This window comes from Mycolicibacterium hippocampi (assembly GCF_010723735.1).
Classification (GTDB): domain Bacteria; phylum Actinomycetota; class Actinomycetes; order Mycobacteriales; family Mycobacteriaceae; genus Mycobacterium; species Mycobacterium hippocampi.
This window is the reverse complement of sequence record NZ_BLLB01000001.1, coordinates 114,200-128,174: the sequence shown is the minus strand read 5'-3', so window position 1 is coordinate 128,174 and position 13,975 is coordinate 114,200. Positions and strand designations below refer to the sequence as shown.

The following is a 13,975-nucleotide window of genomic DNA, read 5'->3' as shown; positions in this document are numbered from 1 at the left end:
TCTGATCACGGGTGCCGTAGTTTCCGGTAGCGGGTGGGTGTCAAATCTTCGCTGTGACTGATGCGGAGCTGGCCGGGGCGGGTGCGTTGTTCGTAGGCGGTGATGACCAGGCCGACCCCGCCGGCCGCGGGCACGAGGACGCCTTGTACGTGCAGAAACCATGCGGCATGGCCCACTGCTTGGCAGGCCGACCAGTCGTCGCCGTAGATGTCGTCGTCTTCGAGCCCCACCGCTTCGCGGGCTTCGGAGGTGGTGAGATCAAGGACCGCCATATGGGTTGCGTCGATGGTGTGCAGCCGGTAGTGGGCTTCGAGCATTCCCTCGGGGGTCGTTGATGCCGCCTGGGCGGCGCGCTCCACTTCAACCATGCATGCTTGCGCGGAATCGGCCAGATAGATCGCCGAGAACAACAGGGGCGGGTTCCACCTGCCGCCGAATCTACGCGCCCCCTCCCCTGATAGAGGATCACGTTGGGCGCCGGTGTACCGGAAGCACGTTCCCGACCACTGGATGGTGCCACGCGAGTCGATGCGCTGCACCAGATCCTCGTCGAGCGCATCGCTCACACGAAGATCCCCTCGGCCATGGCGTCGATGAGGGCTAAGACGCGCTGATATTCGCCGTCGCGTACCAGGTCGGCGGGCTTGCCGTGCGCCAGTAGTCGATTCGGCGAGAACATCCAGACGTTGGCCTGGTCGCGGGGGAGCACTTCGGCCAGCGCGTCGGCGACGTAGGCCAGTTCGATGAGTCGTTGTTTGTTGAGGCGTTGCGGGACGACCTGACCTGAGGTCCAGCGCGCTACTGAGCGCGCCGAGGCATCGACGATGCCGCCGACCTCCTCGTAAGTCAATCCCAAGCGCTCGATCGCACTCGACACGGTCGAGGCGAGCGCATTAGCTCCCATATCGTCTGCCTGTCTTCCTTTTGTCAGTCCCTATGTCATGTAGTCTGTCACGAAACGACGCCTGGGGCGAGAGGACGTTCACCACGATGGGCATTCAGTTTCGGCTGGGACCTAACGACCACAAACCGGTCGAAGACTTCCTGTCCCGCGAGCACGCAGGCACCGAGGCCATCACCCTCGACACCAAGGCTGCGCGTCACCAAGGGGCTGCTGCGGCGGCGGCCGCCGACGCGGGCCTGCAGGTGTACTGGGAGCCCGCAGCGGAGCGGCTGGCCGACGAGAGTTTCGGCCTCGACAAACTCCCGCTGTGGACCGGGCAGCCCTACGATATTGACAACCTCTCCGCTGACCAGGCGGCCCGCGCCGCGCTGGTCGATCTGACCGTTGAGAAGCACCCCGTGCTGGTCACCCACGTCACCGCCCCGCACTTCTATGTGACCGACGAGCGCACCGCTCGCCTCAACGTCGACCTCGCCGAACGCACCCGGCTGGCCGTCGGCAAGGACAAGCCCACCCGGGCCGTGATCACGGTGTCGACCACCGCTCTGGGCCGCCTCGGCATCGATCTCGCCGCCGAATACGCCGGGGCAGGGATCAGCGACGTCGAAATCCGCTTCTCCCCTTTCGGTGGCGACGACGAAGGTATCCGCAAAATTCGCACCGCCTTTGGGGTCCTTGACCGGTTTCGTGAACATGACCTCACTGTCACGCTGGGGCTGTCGGGCAACATCGGCCGCGCTGCGCTGGCCATGGGTCACGCCGATGCCTACTCAGTCGGCCTGGGGATGCTCGAAAAGGTTAACCACCCCCAAACGATGGCCCGCTACCGCAAGGCCCCCGATCCGGACAAGGATCAAGGCGGCGGCGCCGCCGGCGGCATTTACCTGCCTCTACTCGGAGCCACCGTATCGGCCAAAGCGGCACGGCAGCTGCTGAGCCACACCGATATTCGCACTCGCGTCGGGTGTCGTATCGGATCGTGTCGCAACAGCGTGACAGGACCCCTCGACGACCGCCGCGCGCACTACCTGCACTCCCGGTCCAGCGAGGTGGCCGAGATGCTTCGTCGCCCCGCACCCTGGCGCGGGGCGATGGAAATCGACCGTCTCAACGTGGCGATCGGACTGCGCGAACGCGTCAACGAGCACTACCTCAGCGACGACGTACACAAACTCGGCACGCGAACCATGCGTAGCCTCATCGACGAGATCCAACACGAACAGCAGCAGGCTTCTTGAAAGGTCGAAGGCCGCCGGTTTGATGGGCTGTCGCCCTTGGCTGTGGTTCAGTGTCCGTGTCGTACGGCGGGAGTAAATTGTGAACAAGCGATCCAGTCGATAAGGAGCAGCACCGTGGCTGACTACGACGTGCAGTACGACAAAGACTCAGGTGACTGGAGCGCCAAACGCTCCGGTGCAGAAAAAGCTGCGGGACGTTACGACACCCAGGGTGAGGCGCATGACGCCGCCCGGGGCTTTGCGGAACGAAGCGGCGGCGGCGAGGTTCGAGACCACCGCAAGGACAACAACCAGATTCGGAACACCGACACAATCGGCAAGAAGGACCCCTACCCACCGAAGGGCTGACGCGGCAGCGCGGAAGAAACAATAGGGCAACTCGCGCACAGGCCGTCCCGTTCCTCGAGAACGAGCCGGTCAATCCGGCGGGGTCTTCAGGTGCCGAGTGCCTCCCTTTCAAATCGCTCGTCTTCGGCAGCGCTGAAGTCGGCTTGGGCGCCGCGGTAGTCGGCATCGCGGGCGATGCGGTGTTCGGCGGCTGCAGCACGGTGCTTTTCGGGGTCGCCGATGTTGTCGGCGGCGGCGCGCTCATGGGTTGCGGCGGCCTTTTCGTGCGCATCACCAGATCGTTCGTGGCGTTCGGCAGCGGAATGGTGCGCTTGACGAGCCCGTTCGTGGGCCTCGTGAGCGCGTTGGGCAGAAAGCTCGGCGTCGCGGCGCCGCGATCCTGCACCAGCCTTCAAGGCGGCTTGGCGAACCCTTAGCTCGGCTGCACGTGCACCAGCGCGTTCGCCTCGCTGAGCGGAATTGTGGAGGGATTTATCGGGTTGGCTTTCCGGCATGCGGCGCACCCATCACGTCTTCTCAGCGTCACATTGCTCGGCAAGCGGCACAATCGCCTTGCCCTCAGCATGCACCTCATCCGTCGAGACACTCCGGTTATGTCATTAGTCGAGCGAACGACTGTGCTCACAGCCCTGTGCCGAGCGGGGTAGTGTCACCCTCAGGAACGGCATCGCGCCGTTGCGTCGCGTCCTGTGGTTAGGACAGTCGAGAAATTAGCTCTTCGCGACTTGTTTACCGCCCCCCTTTTCGCTTCACCTAACGAGCGAAAACAGGGTCCGCGCATGGACGACCACGAATGCGCTGCGGGGCTTCGCGCCACCATGGCCGAACTCACCTCACAGTTCTTCAACCCCACCGATATTGCGACCACGCTCCACGGAGTGACCAGCGCCGCCGTCGAATTGATCGACGGCGTGGACTACGCCGACGTCCTGCTGATCTCTGGGGCCGACACGTTCCGATCGGTAGCGGCCACCGGCCAGGTCGCCATCGACCTCGATGATGTTCAGCACCGCTTCCGAGAAGGCCCGTGCCTGGATGCGGCCATCGCGGACGTGGTAACCCGGTGTAACGGTCCCACCGGCGTCTAAGCTAGAGGTTGAGCGTAATTTGCGGTAGGTCGCCGCCTACGACGTAATACACATATCGCCAACACCGGTAGTCAGTCGCTTTGAATCTGGGCGCCCGCCCTTCTGCTATGTCGCCATGCCGGAACGGCAGTTGGTCGTTCCACCAACTACTATGTGGGTACGTAATAGCAGGAGCGCGACCCGACGGATTGTTGTGATGAAAGTGTTGACTGGACGCCGACAAGTAGTAGCGCTGAGCGTGTTTTCGGCTGTCGCGGTGCTCGTGACGGCATCGCAGACGAGTGCGGTCAAGTCTCGGCTGTCGAATACGGTGACTGCGCCCGGTGCTGTGGAGGTTGAGCAGACGCCGCAGGCTGCGCCCGAGCCTCCCGCAATCGAGATTCTCCCCAGAACAGGCGCGAGCGATGTGGTCCCTGTCGGAGCAGTGAAGGTGACCGCGACTGTTGGGACCCTGACCGATGTGCGTATGCAGAACGAACAGGGCAGGGTTGTTGCCGGTCGAATGGTGGGGGGCGGACGCGCCTGGGAGCCCGCCGAGCCACTCGGATACGGACGGTCCTACAGGCTCAGCGCGACGGGCCGGGGCTCTGACGCCCGCACCGTCACGTCCATTTCGGAGTTTTCTACCGTCGCGCCGCAATCCCAGGTCGGGGTCAGGCTGGGCATGACTAACGGAGCGTCGCTGGCAGACGGCGGCGTCTACGGTGTCGGAACCGTGATCGTGGCAACCTTCGACGCCGACATCCCGGACCGAGCTGCGGCCGAATCGCGCCTCCAGGTCAAAACGTCGCCCCAAGTAGCCGGTTCCTGGATGTGGGTCAACGATCGCAAGGCGCACTGGCGGCCCCGTGAATATTTTCCTTCCGGGACCGAGGTCACGGTCAAAGCCGATCTCTACGGCACTGATCTGGGTGGTGGGTTATTCGGAGAACAGGACAAGCAAGTCGGTTTCCGGATCGGGCCATCTCGGGTGGCGATCGCCGATGACACGACCAAACAGGTCAGTGTCTACGAGAACGGCCGTTTGGTCCGCACGATGCCGACATCGATGGGCAGGGGCGGGACGCAGACTGTTGGGGGCAAGACGATTGCTTTCTGGACACAGCCTGGGGTTTACACGGTGATGGAGAAACAGAATCCGGTCTTGATGGACTCGTCGACCTACGGATTGCCCGTCGATTCTGCATCGGGATACAAGATCAGCGTCCCGCACGCAGTGCGGATCAGTCCCGACGGCATCTACCTCCATGACCGCGAAGCGACGGTGTGGGCGCAGGGAAACACCAACGTTTCGGCGGGCTGTTTAAATCTGAGCGCGGAAAACGCCGAGTGGTACTACGACTTCGCAAATCCGGGCGATGTTGTCGAGGTCCGCAATACCGGCGGCGCCCCGCTGGAACAGTGGCAGAACGGAGATTGGTCTGTGCCGTGGGACGAATGGGTGAGTGGCAGCGCGTTGCGTCCTTGACCAGTGTGTGATAAGCCGCACTACGTGCGCCAGTCCGCGCGGTTCAAGCCTGAGGATCGGTGAACGGCTTCAAGCACGGGGCGGATGACAGTTTGACGGCCTGCTGACCCGGGGAGCGGAGTGTATCTGTGCCAACGGTAGCGGCAGGCTGCGGTGAGGTAGACGGAGCGCAGCAGGTATCGGCGGGCGAAGGCATCGGACTGATGTCGACATAATTACCGCAAAGGTTTTCGAAACGCCCCCGACATCGAGCCCGGCAGTGATTGGTTCCGGGTGTGCTCCGAATCGTGGTGATGAACAACCAGAATCGGCAAGCACGGGGACGCAACACGGTGGTTAGATCGACCTCTCCAACGCTCCCTCGCCAAAAGGCGATAAGCATGTGTGCATGTCGCCATGAACCCTGATCCGCGGTGCACTCCGAACGCTTGAGCGGAGTAGGAAGCCAAGCGAGGGACGCTTGAACGTTGAGAAGAGCTATCGTGGTAGAACTATTTACGTAGATACACCGTAGATTGCTCAGGCTCAGAGAGCGCTGCGGAGCGAAAGGAACTCCCGACGTGAATCCAATGACTCGAATTCTGCTGACTGTGTTTGTAGTCATCACTGCGGTGATCGGCGCCGGTGTGTACTTTTCAAGTCAAGATGGCGGTACAGCAGGAGCGGGTGGAACACAGGGTGACGGCGAAGCCCAGGTGGTGCGCGAGAACAGTCATCGCCTCAGTTCCCCGCCCGACAGCGATGTGACCTTTGTCGAATTTCTCGATTTCGAATGTGAAGGCTGCGGCGCGGCGTTCCCCGCCGTTGAGCAGTTGCGCGCACAGTACGGTCAGCAAGTCACCTTCGTCGCCCGCTACTTCCCGATGCCCGGACACTTCAACGGAGAACGAGCGGCACGTGCGGTAGAAGCAGCAGCGCAGCAAGGCCAGTTCGAACCCATGTACAAGAAGATGTTCGAGACGCAGAGTCAATGGGGCGAACAGCAGGTCCCGGCAGACGAGGTGTTCCGCGGATACGCAACCGAACTGGGTCTCGACGTAGCTGCGTGGGATGAGGCGTACAACGCTCCGGCCACACTTGAGCGAATCAAGGACGACATCGCCGACGGCACCGCCCTCGGCGTGCAGGGCACGCCTACCTTCTTCGTCAACGGGAAGCAGTTAGATATCAAAACTTACGCCGACCTGGGCGCTGCGATACGAAACGCTCTCGGCCAGCAAAAGTAGACAGCGCCTGGCAGGATCCCACCCCGGTTCGGCATATTCGACCGTGACTGTGGAGTGCTACGCCAACACGCCCGGCCTAACCCCGGGCGCAGTTCTGTAAACGACGGCTCTCACGGCGCCGGCACCAAACCTATTGGCCTTCTCATGGAGCGGTCCCGGGCCGATTAGCTGCCAAGTGAAGGCCCGGGTTCAGAGCCGGGGTGATTGGCAGCGTTCTTCCGACGGCGCCTGTGTTGCCAGAACGCGATCACACCTCCAAGGGCCAGGCCGACGCCGGCCGCTGTGAGTACGGATGCTTTGGTGTCCGAACCGGGCGCCGGTACTGACGGCTCATCGGTGCTGGGTGCTGCAGGGGATGGCGCAACTGTGGGTGAAGGCTGTTCGCCAACGCCGGCAATGGTGAACGAGTACGAGCCGGAGACGGGGTGGCCATCTGCTGAGACCACGCGGTAGCCGACGGTGTACAGGCCGTCGGTGAGCCGGTCGGGTCCGAGGGCGACAGTGAGGCGCGTACCTTCGACGCTTGCCGAGCCGGACACCCAGTTTCGACCATCAGCGCTGGTAACGGCGACGTCAGCGAACGCTGGATTGATTTCTTCGGAGAAGTTCAGCACGACGGCGGTCAATGGGGAGGCGACGGTCGCGCCGTTCACCGGATCAGAACCAACCAGTGAGGTGTGCGCGGCAGCAACCCCGACTCCGGACAGCAAGAACGCCAGCGCCACCAGTGTGGTCATGACGGCGCGCGTGGCCAGGTACACGGTCCTCCTTGAGCCTCGTGTCCTTCGGACCCACCCGGGGTCCGCGCGAATGAGTTTATGTTCCGGTCTGGCAACGCCAAGGTCAGTCACGCCTCTGGTCACTCCTTGAGATGGCAGGTGCTCCTGCGACAACGATTGCCGCGATGTCGTCGACACGGTGGGCCCCCTTGCGGATGGCCGACGCACTCGGCCACTGAAACATTGCCTGGGCAGGTGAAGGCGGGCAACGCTACGGTAGCCGGCTAGTAGCGGCGCACGTTGTAGATCGGCGCCGACGAGATCGGCGCCACTTTCACCGGAGTGCCGTACGTCGAGGCATGCACCATGTTCCCATCGCCAATGTAGATGCCCGCGTGCGAGGCGTCCGAGTAGAAAGTGACGATGTCGCCGGGCTGCACTTCGGCCGTCGCCACGGGTTCTCCGCCCGCCGCCAGCGCCTGACTAGATCGCGGCAGCGACTTGCCGTTCTGCAGGAACGCCCACTTGATGAGCCCCGAGCAGTCGAACGCATCTGGTCCTGTCGCACCCCACGAATAGGGCGCACCCACACGGGTCAACGCCGCCTGCACGACCGCTGCCCCACCGGGCGCATTGGACGGACCCGGCCCCGCCGGCGCTATCGCCTCGGGCAATGCCATGATGGCGGGGTTTGCCGCTGGTGGGGCCGGCGGCGCGGGCGGCACCGGCCCGGGATCGGCGAGCGCCGCACGCTGGTCGGGAGTCAGTGCGCGGTAGAGCGCCTCTACTTCTGCTATCTGTGTTCGCAGCCGACTCTGCTTGGATTGCAGGCCTGCGCGGACGGCTGATGCCTGCTCCGCGGCGGTACGGGCTGCCAGCGCCGATGACTGCGCCGCGCGCGCTGCGTCGTCGGCCCGGGCCGATGCAGCGCGAAAGGCCTTGATGCGGTCCGACATCTGAGCCGCCATCACCTTGCTGGCCGAAAGGTCGTCCAGTAGGCGTTGCGGAGACTCCGCGTTCAGCGCCGCGCTGATTGTGCTGGTGGAACCGCCCATGTACGACGCGGCCGCCACCTGGTTCACGGCGGTCTGATACTCGGCGAGATTGGCCCGCGCCACGGTCATCGCCTCCAGTTCGGAGCGTTGACGATCCTCAGCCGTGCGCTGCGCCGCTAGTTTCGCCTCGAGGTCTAGTTCGGCCGAATACACGGCCTCTGTGGTCTGCTCGGCCTCGCGAGAGAGCTCCGTCAAGCGGGCCAGGGCATCGGAAGCCGGATCGGCCCGCCCGATACCCGCCGAATCGCCGAGTGTCAGTGCCAACACTACCGCCACGACGAGAGCACCCGCCGATCGGCATACTGCGGCAGGGCGGTTCATCCTCAAAACATCAATCCTCACACGCAGGGACATCTATGGTCTAGCTACGTAGGTCACGGAAAGATTACGAGCAACCGCGTCCAATGTCCACGCGCATGGCAAGGATCATCGTCTGCACGGTTGCATCTCGCGTGCTCCACCGCAAGGAACGCGGTCCAAAAAGCATTCTCCCGCTTCGCCTTCCGGACGACTCAAATCGGGGTCCCCCAACGCGCAACTATCGCACAACTACTATGTGCAATAGTAGGTAGTGACTCAGTAGACAGTCTGCGGACTTGGCTCGACGAGGAACGACATGACAAGTGGCACCGCCATCACGGCACGGGTTCATTCGCTGAACCGGCCCAACATGGTCGCCGTGGGGACGATCGTGTGGTTGTCCAGTGAGTTGATGTTCTTCGCCGGTCTGTTCGCGATGTACTTCACCGCTCGTGCCCAGGCCGACGAGTGGCCGCCACCACCCACCGAGCTGAATCTCGCGCTCGCGGTGCCGGTGACCCTGGTCCTCATCGCGTCTTCGTTCACTTGCCAGATGGGAGTGTTCGCCGCCGAACGCGGCGACGTATTCGGCCTGCGCCGGTGGTACTTCGTCACCTTCCTCATGGGATTGTTCTTCATGCTCGGCCAGGGATACGAATACCTCAGCCTGGTGCGGGAGGGAACCACCATCGCCGGCAGCGCCTATGGCTCGGTCTTCTACCTCACGACGGGTTTCCACGGTTTGCACGTCATTGGCGGCCTCGTCGCCTTCATCCTGCTGCTCGTGCGCACGCGCATGAGCAAGTTCACCCCCGCCCAAGCGACGGCCGCCATCGTGGTGTCCTACTACTGGCACTTCGTCGATATCGTGTGGATCGCGCTCTTTGCCACCATCTACTTCGTGAGATGACGAGGAACACGGCGCGCACGTGGTGTCGACGACGACCCCGGAGGCGGCCCGCGCAGACGGCCGTTGTCGCCGCAGTCGTGGCCACCCTCCTCGGACTCGCCTCGTCCGTCGCACCGACCGTCGTTGCGGAGCCGACGTCGACACAGGACTCCTCGACAGTCCCTCCCACACCCGCTGAAACCACGCCCACCACACATTCCTACGACGACACCCATACCGGCCCACAACCCGAAGTCGCGAACCCGGCCCTGTGGATCCTGGCGGGCGCCGTCGCGGGATTGATCGCGATCGCCGTCATCATGTTGCGAGCGGGCAAACCGCCACGCCACCACCTCAGCCGCGGCCCGTGACATGAAGGCGCGTGGATGTTCAGCCGAGCAACAAAATCGTGATGACCGCCAACGATGTACGGGCGGCCCTTGTTCGCTCGCGATTTTTCGGCGGAGGGGTGCCCCTATCCTCTGCCTCGGATTGCCGCATGGTCGGTCCGGCTCATCACTGTCGTCGTCGTCCCGGCATTCGTCGTGAGTGGTTGCGCTAGGCTTCTACGTAGTCTCTACGTAGAAGGCGCCGTGCTGACCGGGCCCCGCCGGCGCCGCACGCCCAGTCACGGAGGTCGTCGGGTCGATGCGCAGCATGCTCCGCGCGAGTGGCACTTGGACTGACCCATCGACTCAACGGGGCGCCCGGAGGGTTCCCCCGAAGCGGCACATGGACATGGGCGCTGAGCGTTGGCGACGGCGGCGATCTCCGATACTTTGGCCACCGATGATACGGCGTTGCACCGCGGCGGGCCTGAGCGCGTTGCTGCTGGGTGTCGCAGTGTCAGGATGCTCCAGCGGAGACGACGCCGTCGCGCAGGGTGGCACGTTCGAGTTCGTGTCGCCAGGGGGGCAGGTCGACATCTTCTACGATCCACCTTTGAGTCGTGGTCGACCGGGGCCGATACGCGGACCCGACCTTATGGACCCCAACCGCACGTTGTCACTCGATGACTTCGCCGAGCAGGTGGTGGTGATCAACGTGTGGGGTCAGTGGTGTGGTCCCTGTCGGACCGAGATGCCCGAATTGCAAAGGGTGTACGACGCGACCCGAAACGAGGGGGTCGCCTTCCTTGGTATCGACGTCCGCGACAACAACCGCCAAGCTGCGGTCGACTTCATCGTCGATCGCAAGGTCACCTTCCCATCGATATACGACCCACCGATGCGCACGATGATCGCCTTGGGCGCGAAGTATCCCACTACCGTGATCCCGTCCACCATCGTCTTGGACCGGTCGCATCGCGTTGCCGCGGTGTTCCTGCGGGCGCTGCTCGCCGAGGACCTCGAACCGGTGGTCCGTCGCCTCGCCGCCGAGACCGCATCCGGCTCAGGACCCCCGCGGTGAACGGCGACCCCGCCTCGGCTCCACGTCGCCCCTGGGCCCGGCGTACACCCGGGCGCGCCAATGTGACTCGATGGTGGGCGGAACCGTGATCGGTCAGGTAGTGCTCCCCACCTCACCGCCTACGATTTGGGCGATGCTCGGTTGGTTACCGCCACCGGTTCCGTTACTGCCCGTATTGGCAATGGTATTGGCGGTGTGGTACGTGCTCGCCGTTCGAGTCGTCAGATCGCGAGGCCGCCAGTGGGCGTGGACGCGGACGGCGAGCTTCCTGGGAGGGTGTATCGCCTTGGCGGCGGTGACGGGCCTGGCCATCGACGGCTATGGCTACCGTTTGTTCAGTGCCTTCATGTTTCAGCACCTGACGCTGTCGATCCTCGTTCCGCCTCTGCTGGTTCTGGGTGCGCCTGGCCGGTTGCTACTCAGGTCCACACCCCACAGTGGCCTCGGACGTTACGTCGTGATGTCCGCGCTGGCTGGACTTCGGTGCCGGGCGAGCAGGATCGTGTTGCACCCCGGCTTCACTATTCCGGTTTTCCTCTTGAGCTACTACGGCCTGTACCTCTCCGACCTATTCGATGCGGCGGCGGCCAGCGTGGCCGGACACGTAGCCCTGCAGGTGTTCTTCCTCGTCAGCGGCCTGTTGTTCATCCTGCCGATACTGTCGACCGGTCCCTTGCCGGTCCGGCAAAGCAACCTGGGCCGCTTCTTCGACATCTTCGTCGAAATGCCACTGCACGTGTTCATCGGTGTCATTCTGATGATGGCACCGCGGACGCTCACTGAGACCTTTGCCAATCCTCCACCGGACTGGAACGTCGACCCCGTCGCCGACCAGGCGGTGGCCGGCGCGTTGGCGTGGTCTTATGGCGAGCCCGTCGCTTTGCTGACCACAGTGATCTTCGCCATCCGCTGGCGCCGTGACGAGGAGTCGGAGACGGCGAAAAGGGAGGCCGACGTCGAACGCGAGGATGCGGAACTTGCTGCCTACAACGCGTTTCTGCGCGGATTGCACCAACAGCCGCGACGGCCTACCGACCTGCCGAGCACCGCCGACAAGGATGACTGACACCGTGGCGACGACGCGGCGGCACCCAGTTCGACGCCAAACCCAGCTCGCTGCAGCGACATTCGTCACTGCCGCGGTGACTTCATTGTGGAGATGTCGACTTGATGGCATTCGATGAGCGATCCTGCGGTCATGGTGAATTCCCATTTGTGAGGAGCGGCGACAGCTCGTTGACGTAGGTGCTGCTGCTCGCGCTGATCTGTCTGGCGACGTCACGGATACCGTGCGCGGTGCTTTGCCTGATGTAGCCAGGTTGCTCAGTGTGACAGCTTGAGCGCCACCTTCGATGGTGTCGCGGGTCCCGTTCGTCGCCGCGATTCTGTGGGGACGGCGGCGATCGTTGCCGTAGAAGTGGAGCAGAAGGCCGCCAACACAGTGTTGGTGAACCGACGCCGTGCCCCACATCGGGTGAAAGCGAAGCGATGGTCACATACGTAGTGACATAGTAGATTGGTCGTGTGAAGAGTTCGCTCGCTGTGTCCTGCCGCGGACCGCGGTCGCGGTGGCCTCAGCAGCATCAAACGCAGTCGAATGGTCGACTGGGTCGTCGACGGATCGTGACGTCGCTACTGTTAGCCCTGGGCTTGGCGGTGTTGGCCTTGCTGGTGGCTGAACCGGTCGCCGCCCATGTTGCGTGCATGGCCACCTTCCCTCACGCGTAGCCGGCTGCGGAAGCACCACGACATTGCCGCAGTCGTAGTGACGCAATCATGGCGTGCCGCAACACATTGGGCCGCGTCGAATGTCCGGGGGTCGGTGATCACGGGGACCCGCTTACGCGAAGCAGATCAGTACGCCCGTCAGGGACAGAGTGACGATCGCGAACGGTGTGGCGGCCATCGCCGCTACGGCTCCGCTGAGCGCGACTTGGGTCTGGATGCGGGCGAACCGTCGCGGTGGCTTCGATAACCGTTCGGCACGGGTGAGTACGGCGATACCGGCGGCGGCCAGACCGTGAGCCGGGGTGGTGGCGCCTGACAGGGTCAACAGGCCCGCGAGCAGGGGCTGACGGCCGTGGCGACGAGCGGCCGCATCGTCGGCGCACATCTCCAACAGAGAATTGATGTGCGTGGCTGCGCCCGAGAACAGCCTGCAGGTGGGCAGCACAGCAGTCAGGCAGCGCGCCGCGGCGATGGCGTAGGCGTGACGGCCGTCGAGGTGAGCACGTTCGTGGGCGACGACAGCTGCAAGTTGGTTCCCATCGAGTGCGGCCAGAGCTGCGGTGGTCACCACAATCGCCGGTGGGCGGCCCGCCACACAATACGCCGCAGGCTCCGATGCCTCGATGACCACGACGTCGCTGCCGTACGACCTGCCAACCAGGCGCACGGCGTCGGCATGGGCGAAAGTGTGGGAGCGCATGCGGCCCAGAGCGCGGCCTATTCGTATGACTATGGCGATCAAACTTCCGACGGCGAAAGCCACCGCGATGGTCGCCACGATTCGTGCCGGCAACCCGCCGTGGCCGAGGAGAATGGCGCGGAGACGTTCCAGGCAAGAGACGATCAGCGCGTCGGGGCTGTCCCAGTGTCCAGCGGCCTCGATGAGGAGCAGCGCGACGGCGGCAACCGAGCAGCCGAGCACCGCTACCACAGCGGTGGCCCACGCGGCTATCGCCAGGCGCGGAGCCTCGCCGTCGGCGGTGATGTGGACCAGAAGTTTCGGTGCGATCGTCAGTACCGCCGCGACGTACAGCAGCAAAGCCGCTGCGACGGTCATCGGCGGCCTGACTTGCGGGCCAGGCGCCGCAGCGCAGCGCGCAAGTCAGCGGATTCCTCCGGATCGATTTGCGCCACGAAATGACTCAGGACCGCCTCGGATCGACCGCCGCCGCTCAGAGCCTCCAGCATGAGTCGTGCACTGTGCTCCTCGCGCGTCAGGGTGGGGCGGTAGCGGTATGCCTTGCCGTCGCGTTCACGCGACAGCCAACCCTTGCCGTGCAAGTTGTCCATCGTCGACATGACCGTGGTGTAGGCGATATGCCGTTCGGTGCTCAACTCATCAAAGATCTCCCTGACTGTGGTGTCGCTGTCGGGATCACGATTCCAGAGGCGATCCATGATCGATGCCTCGAGTTCTCCGAAGCCACGCACCCGAGCCATGATCGAACCTCCTGAATTGGACAGTAAGTAGCTTACGGCGTTCGTCGGCGTGGCGGCGCTGAAGTGAGCGCATGGCGCCGCTGATCGAGCGGCGGCCAGCCGGCTCGGCATGATCTTACTGAGAAAGTCAGTAGCTGAGCTGGGAAGCCTTCGCCGCGGATA

Annotated in this window: 16 protein-coding genes; 9 read left to right on the top strand and 7 right to left on the bottom strand. The window is 63.8% G+C overall.

Annotated elements, in window-relative coordinates; translation table 11 throughout:
• Nucleotides 1-5: 5 nt before the first annotated feature.
• Together G6N53_RS00555 and G6N53_RS00550 are read right to left on the bottom strand one after the other, a co-directional pair.
• On the bottom strand, nt 6-566 hold the full coding sequence (locus G6N53_RS00555) for an RES domain-containing protein (protein WP_163681054.1): 561 nt from the start codon (nt 564-566) through the stop codon (nt 6-8).
• On the bottom strand, nt 563-904 hold the full coding sequence (locus tag G6N53_RS00550) for an antitoxin Xre/MbcA/ParS toxin-binding domain-containing protein (RefSeq protein WP_163681057.1): 342 nt from the start codon (nt 902-904) through the stop codon (nt 563-565). Before G6N53_RS00550 ends, G6N53_RS00555 begins: the two co-directional genes overlap by 4 nt.
• Nucleotides 905-990: 86 nt before the next feature.
• On the opposite strand from G6N53_RS00550, the gene G6N53_RS00540 reads away from it, so the two are divergent.
• On the top strand, nt 991-2,142 hold the full coding sequence (locus tag G6N53_RS00540; RefSeq protein WP_237166283.1) for a hypothetical protein: 1,152 nt from the start codon (nt 991-993) through the stop codon (nt 2,140-2,142).
• A gap of 114 nt (nt 2,143-2,256) precedes the next feature.
• A complete protein-coding gene (locus G6N53_RS00535; RefSeq protein WP_163681064.1) occupies nt 2,257-2,490 on the top strand; it encodes a DUF2188 domain-containing protein in 234 nt (77 codons plus the stop codon).
• Nucleotides 2,491-2,576: 86 nt separating this feature from the next.
• On the opposite strand, the gene G6N53_RS00530 is transcribed toward G6N53_RS00535, so the two are convergent.
• Nucleotides 2,577-2,984 (bottom strand): hypothetical protein, encoded by a 408-nt coding sequence (locus tag G6N53_RS00530; RefSeq protein WP_163681067.1) that lies wholly within the window; start codon nt 2,982-2,984, stop codon nt 2,577-2,579.
• A gap of 285 nt (nt 2,985-3,269) precedes the next feature.
• On the opposite strand from G6N53_RS00530, the gene G6N53_RS00525 reads away from it, so the two are divergent.
• From G6N53_RS00525 to G6N53_RS00515, 3 genes are all read left to right on the top strand, one after another.
• A complete protein-coding gene (locus tag G6N53_RS00525; RefSeq protein ID WP_163681069.1) occupies nt 3,270-3,578 on the top strand; it encodes a hypothetical protein in 309 nt (102 codons plus the stop codon).
• Nucleotides 3,579-3,774: 196 nt separating this feature from the next.
• Nucleotides 3,775-5,046 carry a L,D-transpeptidase gene (locus G6N53_RS00520; RefSeq protein WP_235682715.1) on the top strand — a complete coding sequence of 424 codons (1,272 nt, stop codon included), beginning with the start codon at nt 3,775-3,777 and terminating at the stop codon, nt 5,044-5,046.
• Nucleotides 5,047-5,606: 560 nt separating this feature from the next.
• The gene (locus G6N53_RS00515; protein ID WP_163681073.1) at nt 5,607-6,272 is read left to right on the top strand and encodes a DsbA family protein; all 666 of its coding nucleotides are present in this window, start codon (nt 5,607-5,609) and stop codon (nt 6,270-6,272) included.
• A gap of 164 nt (nt 6,273-6,436) precedes the next feature.
• On the opposite strand, the gene G6N53_RS00510 is transcribed toward G6N53_RS00515, so the two are convergent.
• Together G6N53_RS00510 and ripC are read right to left on the bottom strand one after the other, a co-directional pair.
• Nucleotides 6,437-7,033, bottom strand: coding sequence for a copper resistance CopC family protein (locus G6N53_RS00510; RefSeq protein WP_235682716.1), 597 nt, complete (start codon nt 7,031-7,033; stop codon nt 6,437-6,439).
• Nucleotides 7,034-7,275: 242 nt separating this feature from the next.
• Nucleotides 7,276-8,367 carry a peptidoglycan hydrolase RipC gene (ripC, locus tag G6N53_RS00505; protein ID WP_220098470.1) on the bottom strand — a complete coding sequence of 364 codons (1,092 nt, stop codon included), beginning with the start codon at nt 8,365-8,367 and terminating at the stop codon, nt 7,276-7,278.
• A gap of 295 nt (nt 8,368-8,662) precedes the next feature.
• Here ripC and ctaE point away from each other — a divergent pair, with 295 nt between their 5' ends.
• From ctaE to G6N53_RS00485, 4 genes are all read left to right on the top strand, one after another.
• Nucleotides 8,663-9,256 carry an aa3-type cytochrome oxidase subunit III gene (ctaE, locus tag G6N53_RS00500; RefSeq protein WP_163681076.1) on the top strand — a complete coding sequence of 198 codons (594 nt, stop codon included), beginning with the start codon at nt 8,663-8,665 and terminating at the stop codon, nt 9,254-9,256.
• Nucleotides 9,253-9,606 (top strand): hypothetical protein, encoded by a 354-nt coding sequence (locus tag G6N53_RS00495; protein ID WP_163681080.1) that lies wholly within the window; start codon nt 9,253-9,255, stop codon nt 9,604-9,606. Before ctaE ends, G6N53_RS00495 begins: the two co-directional genes overlap by 4 nt.
• Nucleotides 9,607-10,024: 418 nt before the next feature.
• Entirely contained in the window at nt 10,025-10,645 is a 621-nt protein-coding gene (locus tag G6N53_RS00490; protein WP_163681082.1) for a TlpA disulfide reductase family protein, read from the top strand.
• A gap of 70 nt (nt 10,646-10,715) precedes the next feature.
• Nucleotides 10,716-11,711 (top strand): cytochrome c oxidase assembly protein, encoded by a 996-nt coding sequence (locus G6N53_RS00485; RefSeq protein WP_163681085.1) that lies wholly within the window; start codon nt 10,716-10,718, stop codon nt 11,709-11,711.
• A 774-nt stretch (nt 11,712-12,485) separates the two neighbouring features.
• Here the strand turns inward: G6N53_RS00485 and G6N53_RS00480 are convergent.
• Together G6N53_RS00480 and G6N53_RS00475 are read right to left on the bottom strand one after the other, a co-directional pair.
• Nucleotides 12,486-13,430 carry a M56 family metallopeptidase gene (locus tag G6N53_RS00480; protein WP_163681088.1) on the bottom strand — a complete coding sequence of 315 codons (945 nt, stop codon included), beginning with the start codon at nt 13,428-13,430 and terminating at the stop codon, nt 12,486-12,488.
• A complete protein-coding gene (locus G6N53_RS00475) occupies nt 13,427-13,813 on the bottom strand; it encodes a BlaI/MecI/CopY family transcriptional regulator (protein ID WP_163681092.1) in 387 nt (128 codons plus the stop codon). Before G6N53_RS00475 ends, G6N53_RS00480 begins: the two co-directional genes overlap by 4 nt.
• Nucleotides 13,814-13,975: the final 162 nt, after the last annotated feature.

Coding starts and splice junctions, on each gene's coding strand:
- G6N53_RS00540 (WP_237166283.1), top strand. CDS start 991: ATGGGCATTCAGTTTCGGCTGGGACCTAACGACCACAAACCGGTCGAA.
- ripC (WP_220098470.1), bottom strand. CDS start 8,367: ATGAACCGCCCTGCCGCAGTATGCCGATCGGCGGGTGCTCTCGTCGTG.
- G6N53_RS00485 (WP_163681085.1), top strand. CDS start 10,716: ATGGTGGGCGGAACCGTGATCGGTCAGGTAGTGCTCCCCACCTCACCG.
- G6N53_RS00525 (WP_163681069.1), top strand. CDS start 3,270: ATGGACGACCACGAATGCGCTGCGGGGCTTCGCGCCACCATGGCCGAA.
- G6N53_RS00495 (WP_163681080.1), top strand. CDS start 9,253: ATGACGAGGAACACGGCGCGCACGTGGTGTCGACGACGACCCCGGAGG.
- G6N53_RS00490 (WP_163681082.1), top strand. CDS start 10,025: ATGATACGGCGTTGCACCGCGGCGGGCCTGAGCGCGTTGCTGCTGGGT.
- G6N53_RS00480 (WP_163681088.1), bottom strand. CDS start 13,430: ATGACCGTCGCAGCGGCTTTGCTGCTGTACGTCGCGGCGGTACTGACG.
- G6N53_RS00550 (WP_163681057.1), bottom strand. CDS start 904: ATGGGAGCTAATGCGCTCGCCTCGACCGTGTCGAGTGCGATCGAGCGC.
- G6N53_RS00530 (WP_163681067.1), bottom strand. CDS start 2,984: ATGCCGGAAAGCCAACCCGATAAATCCCTCCACAATTCCGCTCAGCGA.
- G6N53_RS00520 (WP_235682715.1), top strand. CDS start 3,775: ATGAAAGTGTTGACTGGACGCCGACAAGTAGTAGCGCTGAGCGTGTTT.
- ctaE (WP_163681076.1), top strand. CDS start 8,663: ATGACAAGTGGCACCGCCATCACGGCACGGGTTCATTCGCTGAACCGG.
- G6N53_RS00475 (WP_163681092.1), bottom strand. CDS start 13,813: ATGGCTCGGGTGCGTGGCTTCGGAGAACTCGAGGCATCGATCATGGAT.